Here is a 23,007-nt window from a genome sequence, read left to right as displayed (position 1 = left end):
CACCGGCCTCTCAGGCGAGGCCGCGTGCCGGGAACCAGTTGCCGTGGAAGCCAAGCGGGATCCGGTGTCCGAGGCGGACCCGCGCCACGGGAGGTGCGTCGAACGCGCGCGCGTCGAGGATCGCGAAGTCGGTCGTGTCGCGGGCGGTGTCGATGACGAGCCCGACGAGCCAGCCCTCGTCCTCGCCGGCCCCGGCATGCGCGGGCACGAAGACGAACTCACCCGGGACGTGATCGGGACCGAAATCGTGCACGTGCCGCGCGCCCGTCTCGAGGTCGTGCTTGTAGAGCCGCGTCGCACCGGCGAGCTGCGTGTTGCCGTCGGCGGGGACGCTGACCGTGTAGAGGTAGCGGTGGCGCTGCCCGAGGCGCCGCTCGTCGAGGCGGGGGAATTCCTGCGCCGCGGGGTCGATCACGCGCCGCTCGACCCGACCCGTCGACGGATCGATCGTCCAGCGTTCGAGCCGGCCCGGCGTGTCGAGCCCGCCCCCGGGCGAGGCGAACACCGTCCCGTAGGCGACGACATCGAGGATCACGCGCCCGTCCGCGGCGTCGTAGGCGTTGGCGGCGTGGAACACGAAGCAGGGCTCGACGGCGCACCAGACGATGTCGGCGTCGCTGCCGTGCCGGGGGAGGAGGCCCACCCGGGCCCCGTGGCCGGGGTTCCAGCGGAACGGGAAGCGGTACCCGGCGAGCAGGGCCCGGAACGAGAACGTGACGGGCAGGTCCAGCACGATCACGAAGCGGGCCGTGATCGCGCAGTCGTGGATGCAGGGGCCGTGGGCGACCGCGACCGGCACATCCCGCACGACCTGCCCGCCCGGTGCGAGAACGACGTGGCGCACGCGGTCCCAGACGCGGCCGTCATACGCGACGGCGTGAGTCTCGCCGGTCAGCGGATCGCGGTGCGGATGACCGGTGAAGGAGCCGGTGAGCGTCCCGTCGAACGGGTTGTAGCGCTGCTCCTCCAGCGTCCGCGAGAGCTCGACGGGGAAGCTGCCGGCCTCCACCACCGCGAAGATCCGGCCGCCGATCTCGACGACGTTGGTGTTGACGGTGTCGTTGCCGCCCCGGCGCGGCCCGGGCGCCGCTGGCCGCCCGAGCGCCGCGGCGGCCTGGCGTGAGCCGATCCATCGGTTGCGATACCACCGCGCCCGGCCATCCTCGAGGGCGAGACCGTGCACCATGCCGTCGCCGAGGAACCAGTCGTGGCCCCGCGTCGCCGCTCGGACGGGGTTCGCCCCCATCTTGAGGTAGAGGCCGTCGAGGCCGGGCGGGATCGCCCCGGTGACGGGCAGGTTCTCCAGCGTCAGCTCCGCGCGCATCGGTTCGTGGACGCCGACGACGAAGGGATTCACCGTGCCGGGCAGCCGCAGCCGGTTGCAGGCCGCCAGCAGGCCGACGCCGATCTCGGCGGCCGCGCGGAAGGCCGACTGGACTCGTTTCGGCATCGGGCGCGATTCCACGATCGGGCGGCGGGCAGGACGACATCGACGCGAAGCCGGCCTTCCCCTGCCACCGAAGGAGGCCGCGCTCGCGTCTTCGCGCACCATACCCGAACGCGGGGACCGCGACGCGCGCGGCCGAACTCCGACGCTCGGCGCGGCCGCGTCCCGTCGATCAGGAGACCGGCATCTCGATCCGACAGCGCACGCCGTCCGCGCCGAGCCTGTAATCGACCGTGGCCTGGAGCGCGTAGGCCAGCGCCTCCTGGATCAGCTCCGTGCCGTAACCGCTGCGCGTCACCTGACCGGGATCGATGGTGACGCCGCCCTCTGTCCAGTCCAGGGCCAGGATCCGGCGGCCGCGCGAATCGGGAAGGATCGCCCAGGTGACGCGCAGCCGACCGGTCGCGTTCTGGAGCGCGCCGTACTTCACGGCGTTGGTGGTCAGCTCGTGGACGGCCAGGGCGAAGTTCTGCACCTGCCGCGCGGTCAGGTGTACCTCGGGGCCGGCGACGGTGATGCGGTCGGACGCGCCGTCCACGTAGGCGGCCAGTTCGGCCCGCACCAGCGCGCCGACCTCGACCGTGTCGCTGCCGTACTGGCTGAGCAGACCCTGCGCGCGGCTCAGCGCCAGCAGCCGCGCCTCGAACGCCTCGACCGGGCTGCCCTGCCGCAGCGTCCTGCCCGCCACGGCGCTGACGACACCGAGCAGGTTGCGCGTGCGGTGCTGCAGCTCGTTGATCAGCACCTCCTGCCGCGCCAGCAGCCTGTGGTGGTCCGTGACGTCGATGTTCACCCCGGACCATTTGCGGATCGACCCGTCCGGGTACGTGATCGGCACCGCGCGGACGTTCGACCACCGCCACGACGCGCTCGGGGCGTGCCACAGGCGGTACTCGTGATCGACCGCCGTCCGCGTCGCGACCGCCTGCCGCCACTTCGCCTCCGTGAGGGCCCGGTCATCGGGATGGATCGCGTGGACCCAGCCGCGCCCGAGCCACTCGTCCGGGCGCTGCCCGGTGAACGCGCGCCAGCCCGGGCTGTCGACCTCGATGACGCCCTCGGCCGACGCCTCCCAGCTGAACTGTCCGAACCCCTCGACCAGCCCGCGGAAGCGCTCCTCGCTCGCGCGCAGATCGTCCTCGGCCCGCTTGCGCGCGGTCACGTCGCTGGCGGCGCCGAACCATTCGCGGATCTCGCCGTCATCGTCGAGGAGCGGCACGGCCCGGGACAGCGCCCAGCCCAGGCTCCCGTCCGCCTGCCTGACGGGATGCTCCAGCTCGAACATCGTCTTGGATCGGATCGCCCGCCGGATCGCCTCGCGCAGGCGCGGCTGGTCGGCGGGATCGATGTAGGCGCTCAGCCAGTCGTCGTTCGGGGTGACGGTATCGGCCAGGAAGCCGCGACCCTCGAGGACGCGCAGCTCGCTCCAGTCCGGGCTCATGCGATAGATGACATCCGCACTGGCGGTGACGAAGGCGCGGAACCGCTCCTCGCTGGCGCGCAGCCGATCTTCGGCCCGCTTGCGCTGGAGGATGTCCTTGAAGAGGACCGCCACCTGCCGCCGTTCCGGCGCCCCGATCGGGAAGGCGTAGACCTCGTACCAGCGCCCGAGCGCGTCGGCGCGGTCCTCGAAGCGCTCGGGTTTGCCGGTGCGCACGATCCGGCCGTAGGTCTCGAACCAGTGCGGCTCGAGGTCGGGCGCCAGCGCCCGGATGGTCTGCCCGACCGCGTCGCGGAGGCCGGTCTGCTGCTCGAAGGCCGCGTTCACCGACAGGAAGCGGTAGTCGACCGCCTGCCCGGCCCCGTCGAACAGGACCTCGATGGTGCAGAACCCCTCGTCGATGGCGTCGAAGAGGTCGCGGTACCGGGCCTCGCTGGTCCGCAGCTTGGCCTCGGCGCGCAGGCGTTCACCGATCTCGAGGCCGGTCATGTGCACCGCCATCACCTGCCCGTCCGCGTCGCGCACGGGCATCAGGAGCGCGTCGAAGACGTCCTCCGCGGCCCCTCCGACGCGGGCGGCCAGAGGTTGCCCGGCCACCTGTACGGCCTCGCCCGCGAAGGCGCGCGCGTAGAAGGCCGCGACCGTCGCCCACCCCGCCGGAAAGGTCCGCGCCAGCGGCCGGCCGAGCCCCGCCGGGTGCCGGTCGCCGTAGAGCCGCGCGGCGGCATCGTTGTAGATCAGGAGGCGCTCGGGTCCGCAGACGAGGGACGCGACCAGCGGGCTGCCGAGCACCTGCTCGACCATGACCCTGAGGCGCTCCGGCCAGCGGGCGGACGCCCCCAGCGGCGTCTGTTCCCAAGCGAAGTCGCGGATGCGCGCGGCCATCTCGCCGCCGCCCTGTGGCCATGCCGACACTGATACACCGCCTCGGTGACGTCACGCGCCAGCATGTCCGCTCGCGGCGCGCGCAGCAATGATGGCGCTTCACCGGACGACGACTTCGACACGCCGCCGAGCGATGACACGAGCGATGACAGCATCCGCGGGAGCCGAGCGGTCTTCAGGAGCCGCGCCGGCGGCCGCGGGCGACGGGTGCGGACGCCGTCCGGCGACACCGCGCCGGTGACGGCCCGGCCGCTCCGGCGGAAGCTGGCCCGCGCCCTCAGGCCGTCGCGGGTCGCGCGAGCCCCAGCTGCTCCTCCACGCACCGACGCATCACGAACTTCTGGATCTTTCCGGAAACCGTCATCGGGAAGGCGTCGACGAACTGGATGTATTTCGGGATCTTCTGGCGCGCGATCTGCCCCTCGCAGAACGCGCGCACCGCCGACTCCGACAGGGTCTCACCGTCGCGCAGCCTGATCCAGGCGCACAGCTCCTCCCCGTATTTCGGGTCCGAGACCCCGAAGACCTGGACGTCCTGGATCTGCGGATGCCGGAAGAGGAACTCCTCGATCTCGCGCGGATAGATGTTCTCGCCGCCGCGTATGACCATGTCTTTGATCCGGCCGACGATGTTGCAGTACCCCTCCGCGTCCAGTGTCGCGAGGTCGCCGGTGTGCATCCATCCGGCGGCGTCGAGGACCTCCGCGGTCCGCTCCGCGTCCGCCCAGTAGCCGAGCATGACCGAGTAGCCGCGCGTGCACAGCTCGCCGCGCTCGCCCCGCGGGGTCACGCGTCCCTCGGAATCCACGATCTTGACCTCGAGATGCGGGTGGATCCGGCCGACGGTCGTGACGCGCCGCTCCAGCGGGTCGTCGCTGGAGCTCTGGAAGCTCACCGGGCTGGTCTCGGTCATGCCGTACGCGATGGTGACGTCGCGCATGTTCATCTGCTCAACGACCCGGCGCATCACCGCGATCGGGCACGGCGCGCCCGCCATGATCCCGGTGCGCAGGGAGCGGAGATCGAACTGCGCGAAATCGGGATGGTCGAGCTCGGCGATGAACATGGTCGGCACGCCGTAGAGCGCGGTGCAGCGCTCGGCCTGCACGGTCGCCAGCGTCGCGCGCGGATCGAAGCCCTCGCCCGGAAAGACCATGGCGCAGCCGTGGGTCAGGGCCGCGAGATTGCCCATCACCATGCCGAAGCAATGGTAGAGCGGCACCGGGATGCAGATCCGATCCTCGGCGGTCAGCCGCATCGCGCGGCCGACGAAGTGGCCGTTGTTGAGGATGTTGTGGTGGGTCAGCGTCACGCCCTTCGGGGCGCCCGTCGTGCCGCTGGTGAACTGGATGTTGGCCGCGTCGTCGAACTGCATCACGTCGGCGAGGTCGCGCAGCGCGGCCGTGCCGGCCGCGTCGCCCCGGGCCGCGACGGCGTCGAAGGCGATCGCGCCCGGGGCCGGCGGTCCGCCGATCTGGATCACCGCGCGCAGGTGCGGCAGACGCGCGGCGGAGAGCCGGCCCGGCTCGGAGGCGGCGAGTTCGGGGGCCAGGGTGTTGAGCATCCCGAGATAGTCGCTGTCCTTGAACGCCGTCGCCGTCACGAGGGCGGCGCAGCCGACCGCGTTGAGCGCGAATTCCAGTTCCGTCAGCCGGTAGGCCGGATTGATCGTCACCAGGATCAGCCCCGCCCGGGCGGCGGCGAACTGGGTCAGCACCCACTCGGCGCGGTTGAGCGACCAGATCCCGATGCGGTCTCCGCGCCGGAGGCCGAGGGCGAGCAGGCCGACCGCGACGGCGTCGGCGCGGTCCCTCAGCTCGCGCCACGTCCAGCGCGCATCCTGCGCGGGCGCGACCAGCGCCACGCGATCCGGCCACGCCGCGGCGGCGCGATCCAGGGCCTGGCCGATGGTCAGGCCGAGCAGGGGCTCACCGACCGCCCCGTGGACATAGCTCACCGCTCGGTCGCTCATGTCGTCCTCCCTCGTTCCTCCGAACACGTGCGCGGCCGCGGCGCCGAGGCCGCCCGCTCGATCAGGGGTGCGGCGGCGCGGCGGCCAGCGCGCGGGCGACCTTCGAGGCCGGCTCCCGGCCGAGCTGGGACGCGATCGACCGCCCGGCCGCGGCGAGGGCGTCGAGGTCGATGCCGGTCTCGATGCCCATGCCGCGCAGCATGTAGACGACGTCCTCGGTGGCGGCGTTGCCGGCGGCGCCCGGCGCGTAGGGGCAGCCCCCGAGCCCCGCCACCGCGGCGTCCACAACCGACACCCCGAGTTCGAGGCAGGCGAGGATGTTGGCCAGGGCCTGCCCGTAGGTGTCGTGGAAATGCAGGGCGATGGCCGTCATCGGCACGTCGGCGGCCACCCGCTCGACGAGCCGCCGGGCCTGGAGCGGCGTGCCGGTCCCGATCGTGTCGCCGAGGGCGATCTCGTGGCAGCCCATCGCGTGCAGGGACGCGGCGACCCGGGCGACCGCCGCCGGCACGACGTCGCCCTCGTAGGGGCAGCCCAGCACGCAGGAGACGTAGCCCCGCACCCGCAGGTCTCGCGCGCGCGCTGCCTCCAGCACCGGGGCGAAGCGGTCGAGGCTCTCGGCGATCGAGCCGTTGACGTTGCGCCGGGAGAAGCTCTCGGAGGCGGCGGCGAACACCGCGACCTCCCGGACCCCGGAGGCACAGGCCCGCTCCAGGCCCTGCAGGTTCGGGACGAGAACGGCATAGCCGACCTCGGGCCGGGGCCGCAGCCGCGCCAGGACCTCCGCGGTGTCGGCCATCTGCGGCACCCAGCGGGGCGACACGAAGCTGCCGGCCTCGATGCGGGTCAGCCCGGCCTCGGCCAGGGCCTCGATCAGCGCCACCCTGGCGGCGATCGGCACCGGCGCGGGCTCGTTCTGGAGCCCGTCGCGCGGCCCGACCTCGACCACCTGCACCCGGGCCGGATAGCTCATGCGGGTCGCTCCTCCGCCGCGAAGGTGACGATCTCGGCGCCCTCCTCGACCATGTCGTCGACGGTGTGGCGGATCTCGGCGACGGTGCCGGCCTGCGGCGCGCGGAGGGTGATCTCCATCTTCATCGCCTCGATCACCGCGAGCGGCGCGCCCTTCTCCACGGCATCGCCGGGCCGCACCCAGAGCTGGGTCAGGCGGCCCGGCACGGGCGCCGTCACCCGGTCGCTGCCGGACGCCTCGGTCCGGGGCGGGGCGAGGGGATCGACGTGGACCAGCGTCGCGTTCCGGCCGCCGACGATCACCGTCAGCTCCGCGCCGCTGCGGACCGCGCGCAGCCGGCGCCAGACGCCGTCCAGCATCAGCCGCTCGCCCTCTGCGTCCTCGGCGAGCGCCGCCAGGACGGAGCCACCCGGCAGGTCGACGCGGGCGCCGCCGTCGGGGAGCGGGTGCGTGCGCAGGGTGACGGGCGGGTCGTCGCCGTGGCGGAACTGCAGGTCCTGGTAGGGCTCCCCGTTCATCCGCCACGCGTCCGGATCGGCCCAGGGCGACCACGGGTCGCCGCTCGCCCGCGCCTGCGCGGCGACGGCCGCGCGCCGGTCGCGCAGGACGGTGAGGGCGGCGGCGGCCCAGAGCGCGGGATCGGCCGCACCGGTCACAGGCGGCGCCAGCAGGTCGTCGGCGTGGCGGGCGATGAAGCCGGTATCGAGGTCGGCCGCGCGGTAGGCGGGGTGGCCGGCGACGGCGCGCAGGAGATCCAGATTGGTCGTCACGCCGACGACCTCGTAGGCGGCGAGGGCGGCCGCGAGCTGCCGGATCGCGGCCGCCCGGTCCTCGCCCCAGACGACCAGCTTGGCGATCATCGGGTCGTAATCCGGGGTGATCCGGTCGCCCTGCACGATCCCGGTCTCGACCCGCACCCGCCCCGGCACCTCCGGCGGCTGGCGCAGGTGGGCGAGGGTGCCGACCGCCGGCAGGAACTCGCGCTCCGGATCCTCGGCGTAGACGCGCGCCTCGATGGCGTGGCCGCGCAGGGCCAGATCCCCGGCGCCGAGCGGCAGCCGCTCGCCCGCGGCCACGCGCAGCTGCCACTCCACCAGGTCGAGTCCCGTGACCATCTCGGTCACCGGATGCTCGACCTGGAGCCGGGTGTTCATCTCCATGAAGTAGAAGGTCTCGCCGTCGGCGATGAACTCCACCGTGCCGGCGCCGACATAGCCGACCGCCCGCGCCGCCGCGACCGCGGCCTCGCCCATCCGCGCGCGCCGGACCGGATCCATCCCCGGGGCGGGCGCCTCCTCGATCACCTTCTGGTGGCGCCGCTGGATCGAGCAGTCGCGCTCGAACAGCGAGACGGTGGTGCCGTGGCTGTCGGCGAAGACCTGGATCTCGATGTGCCGGGGGCGGGTCAGGTATTTCTCGATCAGCACCCGGTCGTCGCCGAAGGGCGCCCGCGCCTCGCGCTGGGCGCCGGCCAGGGCGGACTCGAACGCCGCGGGCGCCGCGACGACGCGCATGCCCTTGCCGCCGCCGCCGGCCGACGCCTTGATCAAGACCGGGTAGCCGATCCGGGCGGCCGCCTCCTTCAGCACCGGGAGATCCTGCGCGGCGCCGTGATAGCCCGGCACCAGCGGCACCCCGGCGCGCTCCATCAGCGCCTTGGCCTCGGCCTTGGAGCCCATGGCCCGGACCGCCGCCTGGGGCGGGCCGACGAACACGAGGCCGGCCCCGGCGCAGGCGCCGGCGAAGTCCGCGTTCTCCGACAGGAAGCCGTAGCCCGGATGGATCGCCTCCGCCCCGGCGCGCCGGGCGACGTCGAGGATCCGCTCGCCCACGAGGTAGCTCTCGCGCGCCGGGGCGGGCCCGATCGGCCACGCCTCGTCGGCCATCCGGGTGTGGCGGGCGCCGGCATCCGCCTCGGAATAGACCGCGACCGTGCCGATGCCGAGGCGCCGGGCCGTGGCGATCACCCGGCAGGCGATCTCGCCGCGGTTGGCGATGAGGATCTTGCCGAACATGGCCGCCCCCTCAATCCCGCCGCCACGGGGGAGGGCGCTTGTCGAGGAAGGCGGCGATGCCCGCCTGCCCCTCGTCCGACGCCCGGCGCCGGGCGATGCGCCGGCCCGTCTCGCGTCCCAGGTCGGCGTCCACCGGCCGCCCCTCGCACAGGAAGACGAGGTCCTTGGCCTCGGCCTGCGCGCCCGGGGCGCCCCGGAGGATGTCGCGCAGCACCTCCGCGCCGGCCGCCCCCAGCCGGCCGTCGGGCACCACCTCGTGCACGAGGCCGATCGCCCGTGCGCGCTCGGCGGAGAAGACCTCCGCGGTCTGGAACAGGCGCCGGGCCCAGCGCGGGCCGATCGCGTTGACCACGTAGGGGCCGATCGTCGCCGGGATGAGGCCGAGCCGCACCTCGCTCAGGCAGAACCGCGCGCTCTCGGCCGCGATGGCGACGTCGCAGCAGGCGGCGAGCCCGACGCCGCCGCCGTAGGCCGCGCCGTGCACGAGGGCGAGCGTCGGCTTCGGCAGCCGGTCGAGACTGTGCATCAGCCCCGCGAGCCCGGCGGCGTCGGCGAGGTTGCTGTCGAAGGACTGGCCGGCGATCCGGCGCATCCACGCGAGGTCGGCGCCCGCCGAGAAGCTCTGGCCGGCGCCCGCCAGGACGATCGCCCGGATCCCGGGCGCGGCGCCCAGCCGGTGCAGGGACGCGGTGAGGGCGGCGATCAGGCCGTCGTCGAAGGCGTTGTGCTGCTCCGGACGGTTGAGCGTCAGGGTGGCGACCCCGCGCTCGTCGACCGTCTCCAGCAAGGTGCCGCCCACCCCGCGCCTCCTACATCCGGAACAGGCCGAAGCGGGTCTCAGGCGTCGGCGCGTTGAGGCTCGCCGAGAGGCCGAGCGCCAGGACGCGGCGCGTGTCGGCCGGGTCGATCACCCCGTCGTCCCAGAGCCGGGCGCTGGAATAGTAGGGGTGGCCCTGCTCCTCGTACTGCGCCCGGATCGGCGCCTTGAACGCCGCCTCGTCCTCCGCCGACCACGTGCCGCCGCGGCCCTCGATGCCGTCGCGCCGGACCGTGGCCAGGACCGAGGCCGCCTGCTCGCCGCCCATCACGCCGATCCTCGCGTTCGGCCACATCCAGAGGAAGCGCGGCCCGTAGGCCCGTCCGCACATGCCGTAATTGCCGGCCCCGAAGCTGCCGCCGATCAGGACGGTGAATTTCGGCACCGCGGCGGTCGCGACGGCGGTGACCATCTTGGCCCCGTCCTTGGCGATGCCGCCGGCCTCGTAGCGCCGGCCGACCATGAAGCCGGTGATGTTCTGGAGGAACACCAGGGGCACGCCGCGCTGGGCGCAGAGCTCGACGAAATGGGCGCCCTTCAGGGCACTCTCCGAGAACAGGATGCCGTTGTTGGCGACGATTCCCACCGGGTAGCCCCAGATATGGGCGAAGCCGCAGACCAGGGTCTGGCCGTAGAGGCGCTTGAACTCGTCGAAGTCGCTGCCGTCCACCAGCCGGGCGATGACCTCGCGCACGTCGTAGGGCGTCCGGCGGTCCGCCGGCACCGCCGCGTAGATCTCCTCGGCGGCGTAGCGCGGCGGCTCGGGCTGCCGCAGCGCGAGCGCGGGGCGCTTCACCGCGTTCAGGTTGGCCACGATGCGGCGGGCGATGCCGAGGGCGTGGGCGTCGGTCTCCGCCATGTGGTCGGTCACGCCCGAGATCCTGGCGTGCACGTCGGCGCCGCCGAGCTCCTCGGCGCTGACCTCCTCGCCGGTGGCGGCCTTCACCAGCGGCGGCCCGCCGAGGAAGATTGTGCCCTGGCCGCGGACGATGATCGACTCGTCGCACAGCGCCGGCACGTAGGCGCCGCCGGCGGTGCAGGAGCCCATCACCACGGCGATCTGGGCGATCCCCTGCGCCGACATCGTCGCCTGGTTGTAGAAGATGCGACCGAAATGGTCCCGGCCCGGGAAGACTTCGTCCTGGCTTGGCAGATGCGCGCCGCCGCTGTCGACGAGGTAGAGGCAGGGCAGCCGGTTCTGCTGCGCGATCTCCTGCGCCCGGAGATGCTTCTGCACGGTCATCGGGAAGTAGGTGCCGCCCTTCACGGTCGCGTCGTTGGCGACGATCACGCACTCGCGCCCGGAGACGCGGCCGATGCCAGTGACGATCCCGGCCGAGGGGACCTCGCCGCCGTAGAGGCCGTGCCCGGCCAGCTGGCCGACCTCCAGGAAGGGCGAGAACGGGTCGATCAGCGCCCGGATCCGCTCCCGGGGCAGGAGCTTGCCGCGGGCGCGATGCCGCTCCCGCGCGGCCGCCCCGCCGCCGAGGCGGACGCGGTCGGCGGTCGCGCGCAGGTCCGCCACCAGGGCGCGCATGGCCTCGGCATTGGCGCGGGCCTCGGGCGCGCGCGGATCCAGCGCGGATTCGATCACCGGCACGGCGCCCGTCTCCCTCAGGCCGTCTCGGCGAACAATTCGCGGCCGATCAGCACGCGCCGGATCTCGCTCGTGCCGGCGCCGATCTCGTAGAGCTTGGCGTCGCGCAGCAGGCGGCCGGTCGGATAGTCGTTGATGTAGCCGTTGCCGCCGAGCGCCTGGATCGCGTCGAGGGCCACCGCGGTCGCGCGCTCGGCCGCGAACAGGATCGCGCCGGCCGCGTCCCGGCGCGTCGCCCGCCCGCGGTCGCAGGCCCGCGCCACCGCGTAGACGTAGGCCCGGGCGGCGTTCGTCGCCGTGTACATGTCGGCGATCTTGCCCTGCATGAGCTGGAACTCGCCGATCGGCCGACCGAATTGCCGCCGCTCGTGGAGATAGGGCAGGACGACGTCGAGGCAGGCGCGCATGATGCCGAGCGGGCCGGCGGCCAGCACGGCGCGCTCGTAGTCGAGGCCCGACATCAGCACGCCGACGCCGCGCCCCACTGCGCCCAGGACGTTCTCTTCCGGTATCTCGCAGTCCCGGAACAGCAGCTCGCAGGTGTTCGAGCCGCGCATGCCGAGCTTGTCGAGCTTCTGCGCGGTGGAGAAGCCGGGAAAATCCTTCTCGACCAGGAACGCCGTGATCCCCCGCGGGCCGGCCCCGGGATCCGTCTTGGCGTAGACCACCAGGATGTCGGCGTCGGGACCGTTGGTGATCCACATCTTGGTGCCGTTCAGGACGTAGCGGTCGCCGCGCCTGTCGGCCCGCAGCCGCATGGAGACGACGTCGCTGCCGGAGCCCGGCTCGGACATCGCGAGCGCGCCGACATGCTCGCCCGCGATCAGCCTCGGCAGGTAGCGCCGCTTCTGCGCGTTGGTGCCGTTGCGGCGGATCTGGTTCACGCAGAGGTTGGAATGCGCGCCGTAGGACAGCCCGACCGAGGCAGAGGCCCGGCTGATCTCCTCCATGGCCACCGCGTGCTCGAGGTAGCCCAGGCCGGCGCCGCCGTAGGTCTCCTCGACGGTGACGCCGAGCACGCCGAGTGCGCCGAGCTTGCGCCAGAGGTCGGCGGGAAACGCGTTGCTGACATCGATCGCTGCCGCGCGGGGGGCGATCTCGGCGCGGGCGAAGCGCTCGACCTCGGCGCGCAGGGCATCGGCCGTCTCGCCCAGGCCGAACTCGAAATCCTGCAGGCCGATGGGCATCGCGCGTCTCCTCGCCTGAGAATCGGGCACTCGCCTCTCTGAAACGAACGTACGTTCGTTAAGCGGTGCTGGCAAGGCGATTTACGAACGGTTGTTCGTTAGATTATAGCGGGGCTCGGCGTGAGCATTCCCCGGTGTCTGTTGCGCTCTGAACTGTCTTCGGAGTGTCTTCGTGGGTCGCACCGCCGGATCGAATGGGCCGCGCACGGCCGCCGCCATCCGCCAGGCCGGGCTTCGGCTCATCTACCGTCACGGCTTTGAGGCGATGACCCTGCGCGCCCTGGCCGCCGAGGTCGGGATCCAGGCGGCCTCGCTCTACAACCACATCCGCAGCAAGCAGGATCTGCTGTTCGACATCGTGCGCGACCACATGGAGACATTGCTGGCGCAGACCGACGCGGCGCTGGCAGCGGCGTCCGGCGGCCCGACGGACCGCCTCCGCGCCTTCGTGGCCCACCACGTCACGTACCATCTCGAGAAGAAGCAGGAAGTCTTCATCGCGAATTTCGAGCTGCGGTCGCTCGATCCGCCGCATTACGCGGCGATCGTGGCGCTGCGCCGGGACTACGAAGACAGGCTGGTCGCGCTGCTCGATGACGGCGTCGCCGCGGGCGCGCTCGACATTCGGGACTCGCGCGTCGCGGCCTACGCGATCCTCGGCATGCTCACCAGCGCCTGCACGTGGTACAGGCCCGATGGCCGGATGACCAAGGCGGAGATCGTCGACCTGCACACCGACATGGCGCTGCGCGGCTGCGTCCGGCGCCACCGACAGGCGATGGCCCGCGACGACTGAAGTCCTTCCGCGCGTCCAGAGAGTCGGGCCGTCTCGCCGACGGACAGCCGGCTCTCGAGGGCCGCCCTCGACGGTGCGGCCGTCGACGGGCCCGCGTATGGAGAATGCGCGCGGTCGGCTACCGGACGCGGGCTCGGCGCGCTCGGCGGGCGGGCTACCACCCGGGCAGCGGCGGACGCCTCAGATCAGTCCGCCGGACGGGGCGGCGGTGAGGGTCCTGCCGGCCCGCGTGACGAGCTTGGCGAAGGCCAGCGCGGCCGCCGAGGCCTGGGCCTCCGAGGGGAAGGTGCGATCCGATGTCAGGACCGGCATCTGTGTCGCATCGAGGAGCACCCAGGTCCAAAGACGGGTGTCGGTCGCTCGGATCTCGAAATGCATGGCGGGCTCGTCGGGCGCTGGGACATGCCCGCACCATGCGCCGCAAAAAGGCCTGCCGCGTTAAGAGCTTGGCCGGCGCAACAACCTGCATCGACCTGCACCGGGCTTGCCCCCGACATCCTCGTAGATCACAGGCGCAACTGCGTGCCGACGCGGGCGGATTCGACCCCTGCCGGGCCCGACTTGGCATGCCAGCTTGGCTTTATCCGCCCATTCGATGCTACCCTCGCGCGGTCGGAGTGCTGTGCCGACGGTGTGAGCAGGAGCGACATGGTAGAGCGGTACCATTTCCGCCTGAGAGGGCCGAACGAGGTCATCGAGGACGAGGAGGGCGTGCTGGCAAGCTCGATCGAGGTCGCCGTGGCCGAGGCAACGCAGTTGATCGCCGAGATGCACGCGCGGGGCGAACTGCCCGATCCTGACGAACGCTGGTGCGTGGAGATCCACATCGCCGACGGCACCGTGCTTCGTTCCCTTCAGCTGTACTGAGCGCTGGCCGCCGGGCGCGTGAGCTTGCGCAGGATCCGGCGGATGTGTTCGCGGAGGATGAGCGCCTCGGGCGGCGGCCCGGCACCCGGAGGCTCGACCGATATCTCCAGATCGCCCAGGACCGAGGCGTACATCGAGTTCTCCACGCTTTCCGCGAGCAGTAACCATCAACCCTAGCAAACCGTTGCAACCCCTATAAGTCAGGTTTCGCCCTACAGGACTCGGCAGTCTCTACGCGGAGGGGAGCGCCCGGACCGACAGAAGACTCCGGAACATGAAGTCGATCTCAGTATCGGAGCTCGCGCGGGCGAGTGCGCGGCAGGGTCTGCGGCGCGCACGCTGAGAAAATCCGGCGCCGCGCGGGCGGCGCGTGCTTGCACAGCCGCGGCGAATGCGGCGGCGCGCACGCTCACGCCTCGCCGGCGAGGCGCTGATGCCCGAGCGATCGCGGCGACGATTGTCCGGAACGACGGCCGAGGATCGCGGTCCGAGCCGCGCCGGGTCGGCGCCGGGAGCCGGAACCGCGACAGGGAGGCCGGCCGCGTCACCGGCGGACCGGGCGTGTCGAATTGGTCGCAGCGCGCCCGCGAGGCGCCGGATCCTCCCGCGGCGAACGCTCAGTCCGGTGATAGCGAGGTCCGGCCCGGTCCGGTGGATCGGGGCTCGGCCGCCCCCGGTCTGCCCGAGCCCCGAGCCGGCGGCCTGTCCATCGCCGACCATCGAGGTGCCGGTCCCCGCCATCCGCGACCGGCTCGCAGGATGCCCCGCGTCGCGGCCGGTCCGGGCGCGGCCGGTGCGCGCGGCGCTGCGACTGCACTGAGTGCGTGGCCGGCTCCGTCTCAGTTGGCGAGGAAGGCGGCGAGCCCGGCCAATCCCGACAGGGAAGCGCGGCTCTCTTCCATGCACCGCGCGTTCAGGTCCGCGGCCAGACCGTCGAGCTTGGCCTGAAGCAGGTTGATGCTCGCCAGGGACAGGTCGCCGGGGAGCAGGACGATCACGTCCCCCTCGTCGAGGTGTATCGTCTCGCGGATCGCAGCAACATCAGCCATGGATGCCTCCGTCGGGAATATTGATCTCTCGACCTGTCGCGAAGATCTCACGTTCCGAGGGCGCCGGCCGTGCTCGGGAGCACGCGCTCCTACACTGATCCGCGGGCGGGGCGCTGCCACGTGACCCGCGCCGGCCGGTCGGGCGGCTCCGTGCCGCCATCGGGTGCCTGCCCGCGACGTCGATCGCCGCGACAGCCGATACCCAGACCGTCCCCTGCACCGGCGAGCGCGGGGATGCGGATCTTGCTTGCCGAGGCCCGGCCATCGATGCTGCGCCCCCGGGCGCAACTTGCGATAGGAGCGGTTCATGGAATCGATCGGTCGTGACCTCCGGGAGATGCAGCGCATCCCACTCGCCGCATCGCATGTCGCCGCGATCCGGGGCATCGGGGTCGAGACGCGCTACCCGGCCGGAACCTTCGTCGTGCGCGCCGGCGACCTAGCCGACCGCTTCTACTACGTCGAGGCCGGCGAGATCGAAGTGGTCAACCCGTTCACCGACGAGCGACATCTGCCCGCGACGCTCGGGCCGACCCAATTCATGGGCGAGATCTCGTTCCTGAACGGCGGCGTCTGGTCGATGCCCATGCGGGCGAGCGCGGATACCGTCGTCACCGAGGTCCCGCGTCCGGCGATGCTGCAGCTGATGTCCGAGATTCCGGAGATGTCGGACATCATCATCACGGTCCTCGCCGCACGGCGGCGACGGCAGCTCGACGCGCATGACGGCACGCTCGTGCTCATCGGCGAGGATGACGACCGGAGCGTGCGACGGATCGCGGAGTTCGCGAGCCGGAACCGCCTTCCCTGCAGGTCCCATCCGCTGGGCAGCCCGGAGGCGGCGAGCGTGGCCAGAAGCTGCGCGATCTCGTCGGAGAGGCCGGCGGTCATCTTCGGCCGGGGCGTCGTCGTGCCCGATCCGACCCCCGCCAAGGTCGCGCGGCTGCTCGGCCTCGACTACAACCTCGTCGACGACGAGGCCTTCGATGTCCTCATCGTGGGCGGTGGCCCGGCCGGAGTGGCTGCCGGGGTCTACGCCGGGGCGGAGGGGCTCCGCGCGCTGGTGATCGAGGACGTGGCGATCGGCGGTCAGGCCGGCACCTCGAGCCGCATCGAGAACTACATGGGCTTTCCGACCGGCATCTCCGGGGCCGATCTCGTCTGGCGCGGGGAGGTCCAGGCGATGAAGTTCGGCACGCGGTTCGCGATGCCGCGGCGCGTTGCGAAGCTGGAAGGGCTGGAGGACGGATCGTTCTGCGCGACCTTCGACACGGGTCGGCGCGTCCGGGGGCGGGCGGTCGTGGTCGCGACCGGCGTCCAGTACCGCAGACTGCCGATCGAGCGCCTCGAGACATTCGAGGGGGCCGGCATCTACTACGCGGCGACCGAGATCGAGGCCCGTGACTGCCGGAATGCCGAGGCGATCATCATCGGGGGCGGCAACTCCGCGGGACAGGCCGCGATGTATCTCAGCCGCTCCGCCCGACACGTGCGCCTCCTCGTGCGCGGGCCGTCGCTCGCGACCTCCATGTCGAGCTACCTGTCGAGCCGGCTGGAGGCGGAGCCGGCGATCACCGTCGAGTACGGCGCCGAACTCACCGCTTTGCACGGCGATTCCCACCTCGAGGCGGTCACGATCCGCACCCTCGCCGATCAGACGACGCGCGTGGTCCCGACCTGCGCCGTGTTCGTCATGGTCGGGGCCGCCCCCAATACGGGCTGGCTCTCGGGGCTCGTCGAACTCGATAGCCACGGGTTCGTCATGACCGGAAACACGATCGGCGCCGTCTCACCCTACGCGACGTCGCGTCCCGGCATCTTCGCGGTCGGCGATGTTCGGGCGGGATCCGTCAAGCGCGTCGCGGCCTCGGTCGGCGAGGGCTCCGTCGTCATCTCGACGGTATGGGAGCACGTCCGAACATAGCGCACCTCGCCCTCGATCCGGCACGGACGGCCGATGCCTCTTCGAAGAAGTTCTTCGAGGGCTCTGCGCAATAGTGATGTCTATCAGGTCGTTCTCGCGCAAGACCAGCGGTCCTGTTTCCGAGCCGCGGCCCGGATCGTCGGGCCCTCAACAGCTCCGCATTAACCGCCTTGTGCGACGGTCGGGCGTCCCGGGTCTGGTGTCATCATGCGGCTGCGCACCCTCCTCGCCCTCGTCTTCGCCGCCGGAGCGCTGCTCCTGACGGCCGCCACTACGACCCTGGTCTCGCAGTTCGTCGCCGCGCGCGTGCAGATCCGCGCCGAGGCGCACACCGCCGAGCTCGCGGAGCATCTGCGCCAGATCATCGACGCCAACATCGCCGAGCGGCTCGGCGACATGGCCGTGCTGTCGTCGGTCGCCCGGACGAACGCCACGAAGCCCGAGGCGCAGCGCGCGTGGGTCGATGCCCTGCGCGAGAGCTACCCCGCCTATGCCTGGATCGGCTTCGCGGACCGGTCCGGTGTGGTCGTCGCCAGCACCGGCGGCATGCTGGAGGGCGAGAGCGTGGCCGCGCGCCCGTGGTTCCAGAAGGGCATCGAGGCCCCGGCCGTCATCGACATCCACGAGGCGAAGCTCCTCGCGAAACGCCTGCCGGCGCTGCCCTACGGAGAGCCCCGGCGCTTCATCGACGTCGCGATGCCGCTCCACGACGCGGCCGGGGCCCGGACCGGCGTCGTCGGCGGCCATCTCAGCATCACGTGGATGCGGGAGATGAGCCGGGCGGCCATCGCCAAGGCCCTGAAGCGCGAGCCGAGCGTCGAGGTGCTGATCCTCGCCGGCGACGGGACCGTCATCCTCGGCCCCGGCGATCAGGCCGGTCAGCGGATCGACGCCGTCCTGCCCGCGCTGCCGGAATTGACGAGCGGTGCCGAGCTCGCGAGCGCGCGCGGGACATGGCCCGACGGGGCTGATTATTTCACCGGCGCGAGCCGCGCCCGTCCCGCGGCCGATCAACCGACCCTGCCGTGGACCGTGCTGGTGCGGCAGCCCGTCGAGGTGGCGAAAGCGATCTCCGATCCGATCATCAACCGGCTGATGCTCGGTGGCGCCGCCTTCACGCTCCTGTTCGCGCTGCTGGGCTGGTCGGCGGCGGAGCGGCTCGCCCATCCGCTCCGCGCGCTGGCCGGGGCGGCCAGCGGCATCGACGCGTCCACGGGCGACAATCGCCTGCCGAAGCCGCGTGGCTACTTGGAGATCGCCGAGCTGACGGACGCGCTGACCTCGCTCCTGGCGCGCCTGGGTGAGCGCGATCAGGCCCTGGCCCTCGCCAATGTCGATCTCGAGCGCCGCGTGTCGGAGCGAACCGCGGAGCTCGCCGACGCCTGCGATCGCGCCGAGGCGGCCCAGGCGCGTGCCGAGGCCGGCGAGCGCGCCAAGAGCGATTTCCTCGCCACGATGAGCCATGAGGTCCGCACGCCGCTGAACGCCATCGTGGGCTTCGGTGACCTGCTCCGCGACGACGCCACGCTGACCCCGAGCCAGCAGCGCTGCGTCGACCAGATGCGGGCCGGATGCGAGGTCCTGACCACGGTGGTCAACGACATCCTCGATTACGCGCGCATCGAGGCGGACGGCATCGCGCTGGAGGCGGCGCCGTTCTCGCCGCGCGCCCTCGTCGAGGAGACCGTGGCCCTCGTCGCCGGAACCGCCGAGCGCAAGGGCCTCGCCCTGCGCTGGGAGAGCGAGGCGGGCACGGAGCAGCCGGTCGTCGGGGACAAGGCGCGGCTGAGGCAGGTGCTGCTGAACCTCGTCAACAACGCGGTCAAGTTCACGCAGCGCGGCGCCGTGACGGTCACGCTCACGCGCGCGCCGCGATCGGACGGCGTCGCCCTGCGCGTCGCCGTCCGCGACACCGGGATCGGGATCCCGGTCGAGGCGCAGGCGCGACTCTTCACCCGCTTCGCCCAGGCCGACAGCTCCACGACCCGGCGCTTCGGCGGCACGGGACTGGGGCTCGCGATCGCCAAGGGCCTGATCGAGACGATGGGCGGCACCATGGGGCTGGAGAGCCGCGACGGGGCGGGCTCGACCTTCTGGTTCGACGTGGTCCTCCCGCGCGCGCCGGCGCTCGACCAGCTGGTCCCGCCGGCTCCGCCGCGCGCGGTCGAGACGGATGGGTCCCGACGCGGGCACCTGCTCCTCGTCGAGGACGGGGCCATCAACCGCGAGATCGCCCAGATGGTTCTGGAGGCGATGGGATATCGCGTCTCCATCGCCTGCGATGGCCAGGAGGCCGTGGCCATGGTCCAGGCGCAGGCCTACGATCTCGTGCTGATGGACGTGGAGATGCCGGTCATGGACGGCATCACGGCCACGCGCATCATCCGCGGCCTCGGCGACGCGTCCGGCGCGGTGCCGATCATCGCGATGACGGCCCACGTCCTGCCCGAGCAGGTCCGGGCGCTCCGGGCGGCCGGCGCCGACGACCATGTCGGCAAGCCCTTCGATCGCGCGCATCTGCGCGCCGTCATCGAGCGCAACCTCGCGGGAACGGACGGTCGGTCGCGACCGGCCGCGTGATCGGCCGCCGGAATCAGGCCCGCAAGCGCTGCGCCAGAGCGCGCCCGTCCTCGAACAGCGCCAGATCCGACACCTGTCGCAGCCGCTGGCGGCCCATCGCGACGATGGCCGCACGCGCCTGCAGGAGGTGGTCGACTGCCAGGACCATCGGGTCATCCGCCGGCAGATTCGTGGGCGATGCGGCAGACGCGCACGTGACGCCGTGCAGGCCGGTCGGACAGGGCTCCGGCCTCGCGTCGGCCCTGTGGGACGTCCGGCGGACAGGACCGGCGCCTGCCCGGACCTGGTGAGCAGCGGGTTCGACGCCGCGCCCCCGATCTTCGACAACAGATCCGGGTCGCGTGCCTAACGCGGTTCTGCCGCCTTCGCGGGGCGCGCGTCGGTGCCGGCCTCAGAAGCGTAGGCATTGATGATCCCCGCCAGCAGGCCGGGAAAGCGCGCCTCCACCTCGGTCCAGCGAGAATGGTTGCGCACCTCGACGCCGTGCCGTTCGCTGCGGATCAACCCGGCCTCGCGCAGCACCTTGAAGTGGTTGGACAGCGAGGATTTCGGGATGACCCGGTCCCCGACCGCCGATACGGCCGAACAGGCCTCGACGCACCCGGCCTGCATGATCTTGGCGAAGATGGCCGCGCGGCTCGGGTCGGCGAGCGCGTGCAGGATGGCCTCCGGCCGCACGTCCTCGATGGCGGGGTGAAACAGGGATCTCATCTTTCGTCCATCTGGGCCCTTGAACGACGCTCCGTTAGTTCCGAAGTTCCGAACTATGGGACGATGGCCGCGATCCGCGGCCGGCCCATGCCGGAGATAGCATACATGTCGAAGCTTGCGGGCAAGGTCGCCGTCGTCACCGGGGCCTCGAAGGGCATCGGAGCGGGGATCGCCAAGGCGCTGGCGCGGGACGGCGCCGCCGTGGTGGTGAACTACGCGTCCAGCAGGGCAGGGGCCGAAGCCGTCGTCGCCGCGATCACGTCCGCCGGCGGCAGGGCCGTCGCGGCCCAGGGCGACGTATCCCGAGCTTCCGAGGCGCAGGATGTGATCGAGGCCGCGATCCGCGCGTTCGGGCGGCTCGACGTGCTGGTCAACAATTCCGGCGTCTACGAGTTCGCCGCGATCGAGGAGGTCACCGAGGAACACTATCGCCGCCAGTTCGACGTCAACGTACTCGGCGTCCTGCTGGCGACGCGGGCCGCCGCGAAGCATCTCGGCGAAGGCGCGAGCATCGTGAACGTCTCCTCGGCGATCACGCACGTGCACACCCCGACGGCGGCGGTCTACGCGGGCACCAAAGGCGCGGTGAACGCCATATCGGGGGTGCTCGCCAACGAGCTGGCCCCCCGCAAGATCCGCGTGAACGTCGTCAGCCCCGGCTACGTGGTGACCGAGGGGACGCACACAGCCGGCATCTCCGGCTCGGAGATGGAGGCCGGGATGATCGCGCAGACGCCCCTCGGCCGTGCCGGTCAGCCGGACGATATCGCCACCGTCGTGGCGTTCCTCGCGTCCGACGACGCGCGCTGGCTCACCGGCGAGAACATCACGGCGAGCGGCGGCATCCGCTGATCCACGAGGGCGGCCCCCGCGAGCGTCTGGGAGCCCGACTGCGCGCGGGGGCAGACCGTCGAGGCGGCGCGTCGCCGACGGGCAGGTCGCCGACCGATATCGTCCGCGTCTCCTCCCTCCGGCTCGCCGTCGGGCCGGGAGCGGACCGTTGCCGACACACCCCGCGGGGACGATGATCCGGCCGCCGGGCTACGCGGCAGGGACGGTCGTGTCAGCGAGCGGACGGGTCGCTCCCGAGCGCACGATGAGGCCGCCTTCCTCCGCCGGAGCGCATGCGGTTGAGCGGCACGCCGTCCGCGTCGGCCGCGGTGAGAAGGGGAGGGGAGTTATGATCCGGTCGCGATGGCGCCTCACCACGTTCGCCGAAGGGGATCACGCGTTCGCGCCACCGTCGACCGTGATGGTGGTGCCGGTGATCTGGCGCGCGGCGGGGCTCGCCAGGAACGCCACCGCGGCCGCGATGTCGTCCGGCGTCCCGTAATGGCCGAGCGCGGTCATCGCGCGCTGCATGTCCGCCTGCGCGCCGTCGGCCGGGTTCATGTCGGTGTCGGTCGACCCCGGCTGCACGAGGTTCACGGTGATGGCGTGCGGACCGAGCTCGCGCGCCAGCCCCCGGGTGAACGAGAGCAGGGCGGATTTCGACATGGAGTAGACCGTGACCCCGGGGAACGGGACGCGCTCCCCGAGACAGGAGCCGATCGAGATGATCCGGCCGCCTTCCGCGAGGTGCGGGATCGCCGCCTGCGACGCCAGCACGACGGAGCGCACGTTGACGTCGAGGATGGCGTCGATGTCGGCGAGGCTCATCTCCGCCACCGGGCCGCCGCGGGCGATGCCGGCGTTGTTGACGAGGATGTCGAGTCCCCCGAGCCCCTCGGCCGCCTCGTCGACCGAGCGCCTCACCGCCGCGGCGTCGGCGCTGTCGGCCTGGATGGCGCGGGCGCGGCGCCCCTTGGCCTCGATGGCGCGGACGATCTCGGCCGCCCGTTCGGCGGACCGCTCGTACGTGATGGCGACGTCCGCGCCCCGGTCGGCGAGCGCCAAGGCGATGGCCGCACCGATGCCGCGTGATGCGCCCGTCACCAGGGCGCGCTTGCCTGCCAGCTCACTCACGTCCGCCTGCTTCTGTAATGAACGACACAGAAATGGCTAGATGCGTTGTCGGTGTGGGTCAAGCGGTTTATATAACGATCGATGCAAAAATCGGCTTCGACGTCAGCGGCGGCCCAGGCAGCGACGCGTGTGGCGGCACGGTCAGCGCCGGCCCGCGGGCGCGGCCGGCCCCGCGCCTTCGACCGTGAGGCGGCGCTCGAGCAGGCGATGCGGCTGTTCTGGCGCCGCGGCTTCGCCGCGACGTCCATCTCCGATCTCACCGCAGTCATGGGGATCGGCTCGCCGAGCCTCTACGCGGCGTTCGGCTCGAAGGAGGCGCTCTACGCCGAGGCGCTGCGCCACTACGGCGACCGGTACGGCGGGATGGTTTGGGCCAACTTCGCCGCCGCCGCGACCGCGCGCGAGGCCGTCGCGGCGCTCCTGATGGACTCGGCCGCCGCGCTCACGGGCTCCTGCGGGCGCATCGAGCCGCTCGGCTGCATGGTGACGCTCTCGGCCGCCGGCAGCGAGGGACAGGCGGAGCTCGGCGCCCTGGTGTGCGCGGCCCGCGCCGAGGGGCTCAGACGGGTCGAGGAGCGGCTCGCGCGCGCGGTCGCGGAGGGCGAGATCGGCGCCTCCGTCGACCTCTCCGCACTCGCCCGCTTCGTGCTCACGGTGCAGAACGGCATGTCGCTCCAGGCCCGCGACGGCGCGAGCCGGGCGGCGCTCGAGGCCGTCGCCCGGCTCGCGATGGCGGGGTGGGACGCGTCTGCCGGCGCCCGCTAGCCGGGAACCGCCGCGG

The 23,007-nt window shown here is 72.2% G+C and carries 20 protein-coding genes; 6 read left to right on the top strand and 14 right to left on the bottom strand.

Features of this window, described 5'->3' with window-relative positions:
• Window positions 1-10 precede the first annotated feature (10 nt).
• The 8 genes from ACLBXO_RS22720 to ACLBXO_RS22685 form a co-directional block, all read right to left on the bottom strand.
• Entirely contained in the window at window positions 11-1,450 is a 1,440-nt protein-coding gene (locus tag ACLBXO_RS22720) for an 8'-apo-carotenoid 13,14-cleaving dioxygenase (protein ID WP_447686775.1), read from the bottom strand.
• Window positions 1,451-1,619: 169 nt separating this feature from the next.
• Window positions 1,620-3,773 (bottom strand): PAS domain-containing sensor histidine kinase, encoded by a 2,154-nt coding sequence (locus ACLBXO_RS22715; protein WP_447686774.1) that lies wholly within the window; start codon window positions 3,771-3,773, stop codon window positions 1,620-1,622.
• Window positions 3,774-4,050: 277 nt separating this feature from the next.
• Window positions 4,051-5,745, bottom strand: a complete 1,695-nt coding sequence (locus ACLBXO_RS22710; protein ID WP_447686773.1) for an AMP-binding protein — start codon at window positions 5,743-5,745, stop codon at window positions 4,051-4,053.
• Between the two features lie 61 nt (window positions 5,746-5,806).
• Window positions 5,807-6,718, bottom strand: coding sequence for a hydroxymethylglutaryl-CoA lyase (locus ACLBXO_RS22705; protein WP_447686772.1), 912 nt, complete (start codon window positions 6,716-6,718; stop codon window positions 5,807-5,809).
• The gene (locus ACLBXO_RS22700) at window positions 6,715-8,733 is read right to left on the bottom strand and encodes an acetyl/propionyl/methylcrotonyl-CoA carboxylase subunit alpha (RefSeq protein WP_447686771.1); all 2,019 of its coding nucleotides are present in this window, start codon (window positions 8,731-8,733) and stop codon (window positions 6,715-6,717) included. The genes ACLBXO_RS22705 and ACLBXO_RS22700 overlap by 4 nt, the downstream gene beginning before the upstream one ends.
• 10 nt (window positions 8,734-8,743) lie before the next feature.
• Window positions 8,744-9,532 (bottom strand): enoyl-CoA hydratase-related protein, encoded by a 789-nt coding sequence (locus ACLBXO_RS22695; protein ID WP_447686770.1) that lies wholly within the window; start codon window positions 9,530-9,532, stop codon window positions 8,744-8,746.
• Between the two features lie 10 nt (window positions 9,533-9,542).
• Window positions 9,543-11,087, bottom strand: a complete 1,545-nt coding sequence (locus ACLBXO_RS22690; RefSeq protein WP_447686796.1) for a carboxyl transferase domain-containing protein — start codon at window positions 11,085-11,087, stop codon at window positions 9,543-9,545.
• 77 nt (window positions 11,088-11,164) lie between these two features.
• Window positions 11,165-12,334, bottom strand: coding sequence for an isovaleryl-CoA dehydrogenase (locus ACLBXO_RS22685; protein ID WP_447686769.1), 1,170 nt, complete (start codon window positions 12,332-12,334; stop codon window positions 11,165-11,167).
• Between the two features lie 172 nt (window positions 12,335-12,506).
• Between ACLBXO_RS22685 and ACLBXO_RS22680 the strand changes: the two genes are divergently transcribed.
• Complete coding sequence (locus ACLBXO_RS22680) at window positions 12,507-13,130, top strand: TetR/AcrR family transcriptional regulator (protein WP_447686768.1); 624 nt, start codon at window positions 12,507-12,509, stop codon at window positions 13,128-13,130.
• A 180-nt stretch (window positions 13,131-13,310) separates the two neighbouring features.
• Here the strand turns inward: ACLBXO_RS22680 and ACLBXO_RS22675 are convergent, their stop codons facing one another.
• The gene (locus ACLBXO_RS22675; RefSeq protein ID WP_331315276.1) at window positions 13,311-13,508 is read right to left on the bottom strand and encodes a hypothetical protein; all 198 of its coding nucleotides are present in this window, start codon (window positions 13,506-13,508) and stop codon (window positions 13,311-13,313) included.
• 270 nt (window positions 13,509-13,778) lie between these two features.
• On the opposite strand from ACLBXO_RS22675, the gene ACLBXO_RS22670 reads away from it, so the two are divergent.
• The gene (locus tag ACLBXO_RS22670; RefSeq protein ID WP_331315278.1) at window positions 13,779-13,997 is read left to right on the top strand and encodes a DUF6894 family protein; all 219 of its coding nucleotides are present in this window, start codon (window positions 13,779-13,781) and stop codon (window positions 13,995-13,997) included.
• Here ACLBXO_RS22670 and ACLBXO_RS22665 read toward each other — a convergent pair.
• Window positions 13,985-14,131 (bottom strand): hypothetical protein, encoded by a 147-nt coding sequence (locus ACLBXO_RS22665; RefSeq protein WP_331315279.1) that lies wholly within the window; start codon window positions 14,129-14,131, stop codon window positions 13,985-13,987. The two genes, ACLBXO_RS22670 and ACLBXO_RS22665, sit on opposite strands and share 13 nt — an antisense overlap.
• Before the next feature lie 705 nt (window positions 14,132-14,836).
• Entirely contained in the window at window positions 14,837-15,046 is a 210-nt protein-coding gene (locus ACLBXO_RS22660; RefSeq protein WP_331315280.1) for a hypothetical protein, read from the bottom strand.
• Between the two features lie 307 nt (window positions 15,047-15,353).
• Here ACLBXO_RS22660 and ACLBXO_RS22655 point away from each other — a divergent pair, with 307 nt between their 5' ends.
• Window positions 15,354-16,970: an FAD-dependent oxidoreductase gene (locus ACLBXO_RS22655; protein ID WP_447686767.1), complete on the top strand. Its 1,617-nt coding sequence runs from the start codon at window positions 15,354-15,356 to the stop codon at window positions 16,968-16,970.
• Between the two features lie 207 nt (window positions 16,971-17,177).
• On the top strand, window positions 17,178-19,550 hold the full coding sequence (locus ACLBXO_RS22650; protein WP_447686766.1) for an ATP-binding protein: 2,373 nt from the start codon (window positions 17,178-17,180) through the stop codon (window positions 19,548-19,550).
• Window positions 19,551-19,563: 13 nt separating this feature from the next.
• Here the strand turns inward: ACLBXO_RS22650 and ACLBXO_RS22645 are convergent, their stop codons facing one another.
• Both ACLBXO_RS22645 and ACLBXO_RS22640 read right to left on the bottom strand, forming a co-directional pair.
• On the bottom strand, window positions 19,564-19,698 hold the full coding sequence (locus ACLBXO_RS22645) for a hypothetical protein (RefSeq protein ID WP_331315284.1): 135 nt from the start codon (window positions 19,696-19,698) through the stop codon (window positions 19,564-19,566).
• Between the two features lie 197 nt (window positions 19,699-19,895).
• A complete protein-coding gene (locus tag ACLBXO_RS22640) occupies window positions 19,896-20,261 on the bottom strand; it encodes an ArsR/SmtB family transcription factor (RefSeq protein WP_447686765.1) in 366 nt (121 codons plus the stop codon).
• 105 nt (window positions 20,262-20,366) lie between these two features.
• Here ACLBXO_RS22640 and ACLBXO_RS22635 point away from each other — a divergent pair, with 105 nt between their 5' ends.
• Window positions 20,367-21,113: a glucose 1-dehydrogenase gene (locus ACLBXO_RS22635; protein ID WP_447686764.1), complete on the top strand. Its 747-nt coding sequence runs from the start codon at window positions 20,367-20,369 to the stop codon at window positions 21,111-21,113.
• A 372-nt stretch (window positions 21,114-21,485) separates the two neighbouring features.
• Here the strand turns inward: ACLBXO_RS22635 and ACLBXO_RS22630 are convergent, their stop codons facing one another.
• Window positions 21,486-22,226, bottom strand: coding sequence for an SDR family oxidoreductase (locus tag ACLBXO_RS22630; RefSeq protein ID WP_331315288.1), 741 nt, complete (start codon window positions 22,224-22,226; stop codon window positions 21,486-21,488).
• Between the two features lie 207 nt (window positions 22,227-22,433).
• Between ACLBXO_RS22630 and ACLBXO_RS22625 the strand changes: the two genes are divergently transcribed.
• Window positions 22,434-22,991 carry a TetR/AcrR family transcriptional regulator gene (locus tag ACLBXO_RS22625; RefSeq protein WP_447686795.1) on the top strand — a complete coding sequence of 186 codons (558 nt, stop codon included), beginning with the start codon at window positions 22,434-22,436 and terminating at the stop codon, window positions 22,989-22,991.
• Window positions 22,992-23,007 lie beyond the last annotated feature (16 nt).

Source organism: Methylobacterium sp. C33D, from assembly GCF_053345825.1.
This window is presented reverse-complemented; position numbering and strand designations above follow the sequence as displayed.

Bases quoted from the DNA above. Each gene is read 5' to 3' on its own strand.
- ACLBXO_RS22720 (WP_447686775.1), bottom strand. From the start codon at position 1,450: ATGCCGAAACGAGTCCAGTCGGCCTTCCGCGCGGCCGCCGAGATCGGC.
- ACLBXO_RS22715 (WP_447686774.1), bottom strand. From the start codon at position 3,773: ATGGCCGCGCGCATCCGCGACTTCGCTTGGGAACAGACGCCGCTGGGG.
- ACLBXO_RS22710 (WP_447686773.1), bottom strand. From the start codon at position 5,745: ATGAGCGACCGAGCGGTGAGCTATGTCCACGGGGCGGTCGGTGAGCCC.
- ACLBXO_RS22705 (WP_447686772.1), bottom strand. From the start codon at position 6,718: ATGAGCTATCCGGCCCGGGTGCAGGTGGTCGAGGTCGGGCCGCGCGAC.
- ACLBXO_RS22700 (WP_447686771.1), bottom strand. From the start codon at position 8,733: ATGTTCGGCAAGATCCTCATCGCCAACCGCGGCGAGATCGCCTGCCGG.
- ACLBXO_RS22690 (WP_447686796.1), bottom strand. From the start codon at position 11,087: ATGCGCGCCCTGGTGGCGGACCTGCGCGCGACCGCCGACCGCGTCCGC.
- ACLBXO_RS22685 (WP_447686769.1), bottom strand. From the start codon at position 12,334: ATGCCCATCGGCCTGCAGGATTTCGAGTTCGGCCTGGGCGAGACGGCC.
- ACLBXO_RS22675 (WP_331315276.1), bottom strand. From the start codon at position 13,508: ATGCATTTCGAGATCCGAGCGACCGACACCCGTCTTTGGACCTGGGTG.
- ACLBXO_RS22670 (WP_331315278.1), top strand. From the start codon at position 13,779: ATGGTAGAGCGGTACCATTTCCGCCTGAGAGGGCCGAACGAGGTCATC.
- ACLBXO_RS22665 (WP_331315279.1), bottom strand. From the start codon at position 14,131: ATGTACGCCTCGGTCCTGGGCGATCTGGAGATATCGGTCGAGCCTCCG.
- ACLBXO_RS22660 (WP_331315280.1), bottom strand. From the start codon at position 15,046: ATGGCTGATGTTGCTGCGATCCGCGAGACGATACACCTCGACGAGGGG.
- ACLBXO_RS22655 (WP_447686767.1), top strand. From the start codon at position 15,354: ATGGAATCGATCGGTCGTGACCTCCGGGAGATGCAGCGCATCCCACTC.
- ACLBXO_RS22650 (WP_447686766.1), top strand. From the start codon at position 17,178: ATGCGGCTGCGCACCCTCCTCGCCCTCGTCTTCGCCGCCGGAGCGCTG.
- ACLBXO_RS22645 (WP_331315284.1), bottom strand. From the start codon at position 19,698: ATGGTCCTGGCAGTCGACCACCTCCTGCAGGCGCGTGCGGCCATCGTC.
- ACLBXO_RS22640 (WP_447686765.1), bottom strand. From the start codon at position 20,261: ATGAGATCCCTGTTTCACCCCGCCATCGAGGACGTGCGGCCGGAGGCC.
- ACLBXO_RS22635 (WP_447686764.1), top strand. From the start codon at position 20,367: ATGTCGAAGCTTGCGGGCAAGGTCGCCGTCGTCACCGGGGCCTCGAAG.
- ACLBXO_RS22625 (WP_447686795.1), top strand. From the start codon at position 22,434: ATGCGGCTGTTCTGGCGCCGCGGCTTCGCCGCGACGTCCATCTCCGAT.